Source organism: Pseudomonas sp. CM27, from assembly GCF_013179515.1.
Taxonomy (GTDB): Bacteria; Pseudomonadota; Gammaproteobacteria; order Pseudomonadales; family Pseudomonadaceae; genus Aquipseudomonas.
Genome location: NZ_JABMCN010000306.1, coordinates 1 through 6,378 on the forward strand (window position 1 = coordinate 1; position 6,378 = coordinate 6,378).

Annotated in this window: 7 protein-coding genes; 1 reads left to right on the plus strand and 6 read right to left on the minus strand. The window is 62.4% G+C overall.

Going from position 1 to position 6,378, the window contains the following annotated elements; all coding sequences use genetic code 11:
* Nucleotides 1-112: 112 nt before the first annotated feature.
* Nucleotides 113-337: a DUF3820 family protein gene (locus HP547_RS26280; protein ID WP_172226380.1), complete on the minus strand. Its 225-nt coding sequence runs from the start codon at nt 335-337 to the stop codon at nt 113-115.
* 199 nt (nt 338-536) lie between these two features.
* Between HP547_RS26280 and HP547_RS26285 the strand changes: the two genes are divergently transcribed.
* Entirely contained in the window at nt 537-1,013 is a 477-nt protein-coding gene (locus HP547_RS26285; protein WP_172226377.1) for a PA2169 family four-helix-bundle protein, read from the plus strand.
* Here HP547_RS26285 and HP547_RS26290 read toward each other — a convergent pair.
* From HP547_RS26290 to HP547_RS26310, 5 genes are all read right to left on the minus strand, one after another.
* On the minus strand, nt 1,010-2,500 hold the full coding sequence (locus tag HP547_RS26290; RefSeq protein WP_172288330.1) for a sensor domain-containing diguanylate cyclase: 1,491 nt from the start codon (nt 2,498-2,500) through the stop codon (nt 1,010-1,012). The two genes, HP547_RS26285 and HP547_RS26290, sit on opposite strands and share 4 nt — an antisense overlap.
* Before the next feature lie 251 nt (nt 2,501-2,751).
* Complete coding sequence (locus HP547_RS26295; RefSeq protein WP_172288332.1) at nt 2,752-4,086, minus strand: OprD family outer membrane porin; 1,335 nt, start codon at nt 4,084-4,086, stop codon at nt 2,752-2,754.
* Nucleotides 4,087-4,290: 204 nt separating this feature from the next.
* Nucleotides 4,291-4,515 carry a hypothetical protein gene (locus HP547_RS26300; protein WP_172226368.1) on the minus strand — a complete coding sequence of 75 codons (225 nt, stop codon included), beginning with the start codon at nt 4,513-4,515 and terminating at the stop codon, nt 4,291-4,293.
* 182 nt (nt 4,516-4,697) lie between these two features.
* Complete coding sequence (locus HP547_RS26305; protein WP_172288334.1) at nt 4,698-6,080, minus strand: heavy metal sensor histidine kinase; 1,383 nt, start codon at nt 6,078-6,080, stop codon at nt 4,698-4,700.
* A partial coding sequence (locus tag HP547_RS26310; RefSeq protein WP_172288336.1) for a winged helix-turn-helix domain-containing protein occupies nt 6,055-6,378 on the minus strand: 324 nt, incomplete at its 5' end. The genes HP547_RS26305 and HP547_RS26310, both read right to left, overlap by 26 nt.

Below are 6,378 nucleotides of genomic sequence, written 5' to 3' on the forward strand. Positions count from 1 at the left end.
ACGTTGCAACAAATGTGGGAGCGGGTTCACCCGCGAAGCGCCGCGCGGGCGGCGCTCGATCTCACAGGCGCTGCAAATCTTGCGGCAGCACCTGCAAGCCCTGATGCGATCCCTAAGCGCGCCGATGCTTCTGCCGCAACGGCCCCAGCAGATCCCCCAGCCCGTTGTGATCCACCTCATGCATCAACGCCAACAACCCCCCCAGTTCACCCGCCGGGAAGCCCCGGCGCGCGAACCACGCCAGATAATCCCCCGGCAGGTCGGCAATGATGCGCCCCTGGTACTTGCCGAAGGGCATGGTCCGGGTCACAAGCAGTTCGAGCATTTCCGGTTTCATCGGCGCACCTGGCTGGGGAAAAGCGCCGACCATACTGCAATCTGCACGAGGTCCCAAGCGGCAATCATGCAGAACGCCATCCGACGGCATCTTCTGCAGGTTCTTAACTATCTGATTTTAAAGGATATTTATAAATTCAAAAGCTTGGCACGAACACTGCTCCCTTACAGATGACTATCACCTGCCAAGGAGTTTCACCATGAGCAACCCCAACAAAGACGTAATCGACGTACTCAACGACCTGATCGAGTACAGCAAGGACGGCGAAAAGGGTTTCAAAGCCTCGGCCGATGATGTGAAGAACCCGGAACTGAAAGCGTTCTTCGTCCAGCGTGCCGGCGAGTGCGCCAACGCTGCCGGCGAACTGCAAAGCGAGGTGCGCCGCCTGGGTGGCGACCCTGAAACCTCCACCAGCATCAGCGGCGACATGCACCGTGGTTGGGTCAACCTTAAATCGATGCTCACCGGCAAAGATGAAGAAGCGGTGCTGAACGAGGTTGAACGCGGCGAGGACCATGCCCTCAAGGCCTACAAGGAAGCCCGCGAGAAGCTGGTGAAGCTGGGCCGCACCGCCAGCGACCAGTCCTACATGCTGGTGGAAAACCAGCTGCAGGGCGTGCAGCGCAACCATGACCAGGTCAAGGCGCTGCGTAACGCTGCCCGCGCCCGTTCCTAAACGGCAGGCCCCTCTACCCGGTTGCGGCCTTTGGCCTTGGCCCGGTAGAGGGCTTCGTCCGCAGCACCCAGCACACTCGTCAGGTCGTGCCGGGTGCCGGACAAGCCGATGCCGATGCTTACTGTTATCGCGTCGGTATCTTCGGCAAAGGGTGCGAGCGCTTCGACGCTGGCCCGTATCCGTTCTGCCAGCAGCAGTGCGCCGGCCAACTCCGTTTCCGGCAGCACGACCTGAAATTCCTCCCCACCATAACGCGCTGCCAAGTCAGCGGGGCGACGAATGCACGCCTCGATGGCCTTGGCCACTTCGCGCAGGGCATGGTCGCCCCCAGCGTGGCCGTGACGCTGGTTGAATGCCTTGAAGTGATCCACATCCACCATCAGCACCGCCAGTGGTTTGCGGTTGCGCTGGGCGCGTGCCCACTCCTGTCTCAGCACCTGGTCAAGGCGCCGGCGGTTGGCCAGGCCGGTCAGGCTGTCGGTGGCCGCCAAGGTCGCCAACCCTTGCTCGGCCTCGTGGCGACGGCTCAGCTCGCGACCCAGCAGCAGTGTCAGCCAGAGAATACCCACGCACAGCACACCAGTGGCAACGCTGACCAGAATCGCTGTGCGGCGCCACGACTGGAACACCTCGTCGGCCGAATGCACCACCAGCACGATCAGCGGTAATTGTGGGACCCGGGCGAAGGTGTACATGCGCAGGCGGTGGTCACTGCCGGAGCGCGCAGTGAAGCTGCCGCGCTGTTCACTCAGTATGCGCTTGAAGTTTGGTCGCCCGGCATAGTTGCTGCCGATCAGCGGGTCCCGCGCGCGGCTGGGCTGGCGGGCGAGCAGTTGCCCGTCGGTGTTGATCAGGTTGATGCTGCTGTCATCACCGATGTCCAGGCGCTGGAACAGCTCACTGAAATACGACAGGCGTAACGCACCTGCAGCCAGACCGGCGAATTCGCCATGCGGCCCGGAAATACGCCGGCTGAAGCTGATGCACCAGTCCAGGTCGCCAAGCCTGGCCTTGAATGGTGGGCCTACCAGCAGGCCGAGGTTGGCATTGCGCTGGTGCGCCAGAAACACCCCGGTATCGCCGAAGTTGGCCTGGCGCGGCACGCTGCTGGTGGAATCGCCCACCACATTGCCTTGCTTGTCCAGCCACAGCACGTCACCGCGCTTGCGGTTGACGAACGCCTCGTTGAACAGCAGGCGCTGCCGCAACGGGCCGGGTACCTGCGCCAGTTCCTTTCGCCCGACCGCCCAGATCAGGCCTTGCAGGGACTGGTCGTAAAGTTCGACGTTGCGCAGGATGTCGCTTTCGATCAGCTGGACGATGTTGTTGGACGAACGCAGGGCAGACAGTTCGACACTGTCACGTTCGCGCGCCAGCAGGTAGCTGACGATGGCCACGATTGCGAGCACGGCAAGGCAACTGCCCAGGTTTAGGATCAGCGCGGGGTGCGACCTGTAGACTGCAAAACGCTGGGGTTGGGTGGGCATGCTCGCTACTGCGTGGGCAGGGCCATTCGCGGCGGCGACATTCTAGGGAAGCGGGGATTGTCGGACAAGATTTGTCCGACGGAATCACGCTGTGCTGCAAGTTCGATTCATTTCAGCGCCCCTGTGGGAGCGTGTTAACCCGCGAACACCGGCGAAGCCGGTGCCCGGCACCGCGGAGCCTTCTTCGCGGGTGAATCGGATCGCCGCACCGCCGCTCCCACAGGGTTACAGGTGAAGCTTGCAGGGTGAGATCAGAACACGTTCAGCGGATAGTCGACGATCACCCGCAGTTCGTCGTTGTCGCTGTTGCTGTCGATCGACGCATAGCCCTGGCTGCCACGGTGGGTGGCGTAGCGCACCTGCACCGCCAGGTCTTTGAGGTCCCCCTCCTGGAACACGTATTTCACATCCAGGTCGCGCTCCCAGTGCGTGGCATTCTTGCCGTCGGCACGGTAGTAGTCGTAGTGGCTGGTGTCCTGGGTGGCTTTGCTCAGGTCCGCCTCGCCGCGCGAGTACGACAGCGTGGTGCTCAGGCCCGGGATGCCTGCGCCGGCGAAGTCATAACCGTACTGCAGCTTCCACGAACGCTCGTTCGGGGCGTTGAAGTCCGAATACATGCGCGAGTTGTCCAGGTACACGCTGTCGCCCAGGTTGATGTAGTCGAACGGCGTGTTGCCGTTGACCCGCTGGTAGGCGGCGGTGACGCTGTGGTACCCGGCATTGACGGTGAAGTGCAGGCTGTAGGTGTTGTTGTCGATCTTGCCCAGCAGGGCCTGGCCGGTGTCCTGGGTGTGGTAGAAGTGCACGCCCGGGTTCAGGCTGACCAGGTCGTTGACCACGTAGGTGTAGTCGAAGTCCGCGTAGTACTGGTTCCAGATGTCCTTCAGCTCGGCCGCGTACAGGTTGGCGGTGATGTTCGGGGTACCGCTCCACGACGCGCCGGCCCAGTTCAGGTGCTTGCTCTTGTCGTGCTCGTCCAGCGACCCGTAGTAGGTATCGATACGGCGGTGACCGCTTTGGTTGTACGGGTGAGTGAAGCTGACCTGGCCGCCTTCGAGCAGCAGGCCGTCAACGCTGGTGTTGGTCAGGCTCACACCGCGGAAGGTCTGCGGCAGCATGCGGGTTTCGCCGCCGGCGATCACCGGGTTGGTAAGGAACAGGTCACCGGCTTTGAGCTCGGTGTCAAAGGCCTTCAGCTTGATCGCGGCACCGGCGGTGGAGAACGAGTGCGGGGCAGCACCCAGCTCGCCGTCGTCCTTGATGTGCTGGGGCAGGATGCTGGTGCCGGCATGGCCGCCACCGCCGTCCAGTTTCAGGCCCAGCATGGCATGGGCGTCCAGGCCAAAGCCGATCACACCCGGGGTGTAGCCCGACTCGAAGCGTGCAACGGCGCCCTGGCCCCACTCGCGGGTGTCGCGCACGCCGGCATTGTGGTTGTCGCGGTTGAAGTAGGCGTTACGGAAATGCAGGTTGAAGGACGAACCTTCGATGAAGCCATCAGCCTTGTCTTCATCTGCCTGGGCGGCGAAGGGGATCGTTGCAGTCAACGCAATGAAAAGCGGGGTAAAGCGAAACGCGGAAGACACCGGTACTAGCTCCTTTGGTCTGACGGTGGGGCAGTTTTTATTTTTGAATGTGCGTCTTTTTATAGAAGGACGTTACAGCGGGGCTGAGAGTTTAAGCACATAAAAAAAGCCGCTGATTGGCAGCGGCTTTAAAAGGCTAACATATCGGCACCGGTGGTGCCCATGGCGTAGCCAAGGGAAAACGGGAGCAATAACAGCGCTTGATCAGCTGTCGCTGTTGGCATCGACAGAAACTTTGGAGGCTGTCTGGTTTGCGTCTTTCACGGCGTCAGCCTGTTGTGCGGCTACAGCGTCGCGGGCCTCTTGATGGACGGCGGCGAGCTCTGCATTACGGTTGACGAAAGCGGGGGATTCTTCGGCCATGGCCAAGGGCGACAACAACAGGGAAGACAGGACGAAGACGCTGGCAATACCCATACTGTTGGACATTTGAAACTACCTTCTTGCGGGGCAAGTGCTAATGAGGACAGGGGTAAAGTTAGTCCTTTCAGTGCACTTGAAACAGAGCGAAGTGCGATAAGCACTGTTGCGCAAAAGGTAACGATCCCTCAAAAAGCAATAGCACTTTCGCCGCAAACCACTGCGCTAGACACGGTCCTACAGGGACCGCGTCAGACTGGCAGTTGGATGCCGAAGGTATTGAACCCGGCCCCACTGCGCACAAACACCTCCCCGCCATGCATCAAGGCAATCGCCTTGACGATCGCCAACCCCAACCCATGGTTGCCCCCGCCACTGTTGCTGCGCGCCGCATCCACGCGGTAGAAGCGTTCAAACAGCAACGGCAGGTGCGCATCGTCGATCGCCGGCCCGGGGTTGCTCACGGCAATGCTGACCTGCCCGGGCTCGGCGTCAATCCGCACCTGGATCTGCTGGTGCGGCGCCGTGTGCTGCACGGCGTTGTTCAGCAGGTTGATCAACGCCCGGCGCAACTGGGCTTTCTCGATGGGCACCTGTGCGTCGCCGGTCACGCTCACGCTGACCTGTGCGTCTTCGAGGATGTAGTCCAGGTAGTCGAGGGTGGTGGCCACTTCCTCGGCCAGTGAAGCCTGGGTCAGGGCAGTGGCCTTGCTGCCCTGGTCGGCGCTGGCCAGGAACAACATATCGTTGATGATGCTGCGCAGGCGCTCCAGCTCCTCAAGGTTCGATTGCAGCACCTCGAAGTAGTGCTCGGCGCTGCGCCCGCGGGTCAGCGCCACCTGGGTCTGGCCGATCAGGTTGGTCAGCGGCGAGCGCAGTTCATGGGCGACGTCGGCGTTGAACGCCTCCAGCCGTGAATAGGCTTGGCTGACCCGGTCCAGCGCCGCATTGAAAGCGCCGGCGAACTGCGCCAGTTCCGGGGCCAGGGCCTGGGTCTGCAGGCGCCCGTCCAGGCGCGGCGGGGCCAGGGCCTGGGCCTCGTTGGACAATGCCAGCAGCGGGCGCAGGCCGATCCGCGCTACCCAGTAGCCCAGCAGCGAAGCCAGCAACACGCCGAGCACCGCCAGCCCTACAATCGCCACCAGCAGGCTGTGCTGGGCCTGCCAGAAAGTTTCGGTGTCGATGCCGATCAGAAAGCGCAGTGGCGGGCGCTGGTCCAGCGCCGGCAGTTCGCTGACCAGCACCTTGTAAGGGTAGGGGCGGTCAGGCAGGCGCAGGTCGCGCATGCCTTGTGCACCTTCGGCAAAAGCGCGTATCAGCTCGCTGGGCTGACCGTACTCGTAGGCCGGGTTGCTGCTGACCACCCAGAAGCGAATGCGCTTGTCCTCTTCGCTGAGCAGGTTGAGCTTGTTGTTGATCTTGGCCCAGTGCTCGGGCGTGCCGAAGCGGTTGAGGGTGGATTCGAGCACGCTGAAGCGCGCATCCAGTTCGGCCTGCGGCAGCAGGTCGAGGCTGCGGTCGACCTGGCGATACAGCGCCGAGCCGATCAGCAGGAACACGCTCAGCGCCACCATAATGAACAACGCCGACAGGCGCAGCGCGATGGAGTTACCCGGCACGGTTTTCCAGGACATAGCCCATGCCTCGGATGGTGTGCAGCAGCTTGTTGTCGAAGGGGCCGTCGAGCTTGGCGCGCAGGCGCTTGATCGCCACCTCGACGACGTTGGCATCACTGTCGAAGTTGATGTCCCAGACCAGCTCGGCGATCGCCGTCTTCGACAGGATCTCGCCTTGCCTGCGGGCCAGCACGCTGAGCAGCGAAAACTCCTTGGCGGTCAGCTCCAGGCGCTGGCCGGCACGTGTTGCCTTGCGCGCCATCAGGTCGATCCACAGGTCGGCCACTTGCACCTGCAGCGGCTCGTGGCTGCTGCT

Bases quoted from the DNA above. Each gene is read 5' to 3' on its own strand.
- HP547_RS26285 (WP_172226377.1), top strand. From the start codon at position 537: ATGAGCAACCCCAACAAAGACGTAATCGACGTACTCAACGACCTGATC.
- HP547_RS26280 (WP_172226380.1), bottom strand. From the start codon at position 337: ATGAAACCGGAAATGCTCGAACTGCTTGTGACCCGGACCATGCCCTTC.
- HP547_RS26305 (WP_172288334.1), bottom strand. From the start codon at position 6,080: ATGTCCTGGAAAACCGTGCCGGGTAACTCCATCGCGCTGCGCCTGTCG.
- HP547_RS26300 (WP_172226368.1), bottom strand. From the start codon at position 4,515: ATGTCCAACAGTATGGGTATTGCCAGCGTCTTCGTCCTGTCTTCCCTG.
- HP547_RS26290 (WP_172288330.1), bottom strand. From the start codon at position 2,500: ATGCCCACCCAACCCCAGCGTTTTGCAGTCTACAGGTCGCACCCCGCG.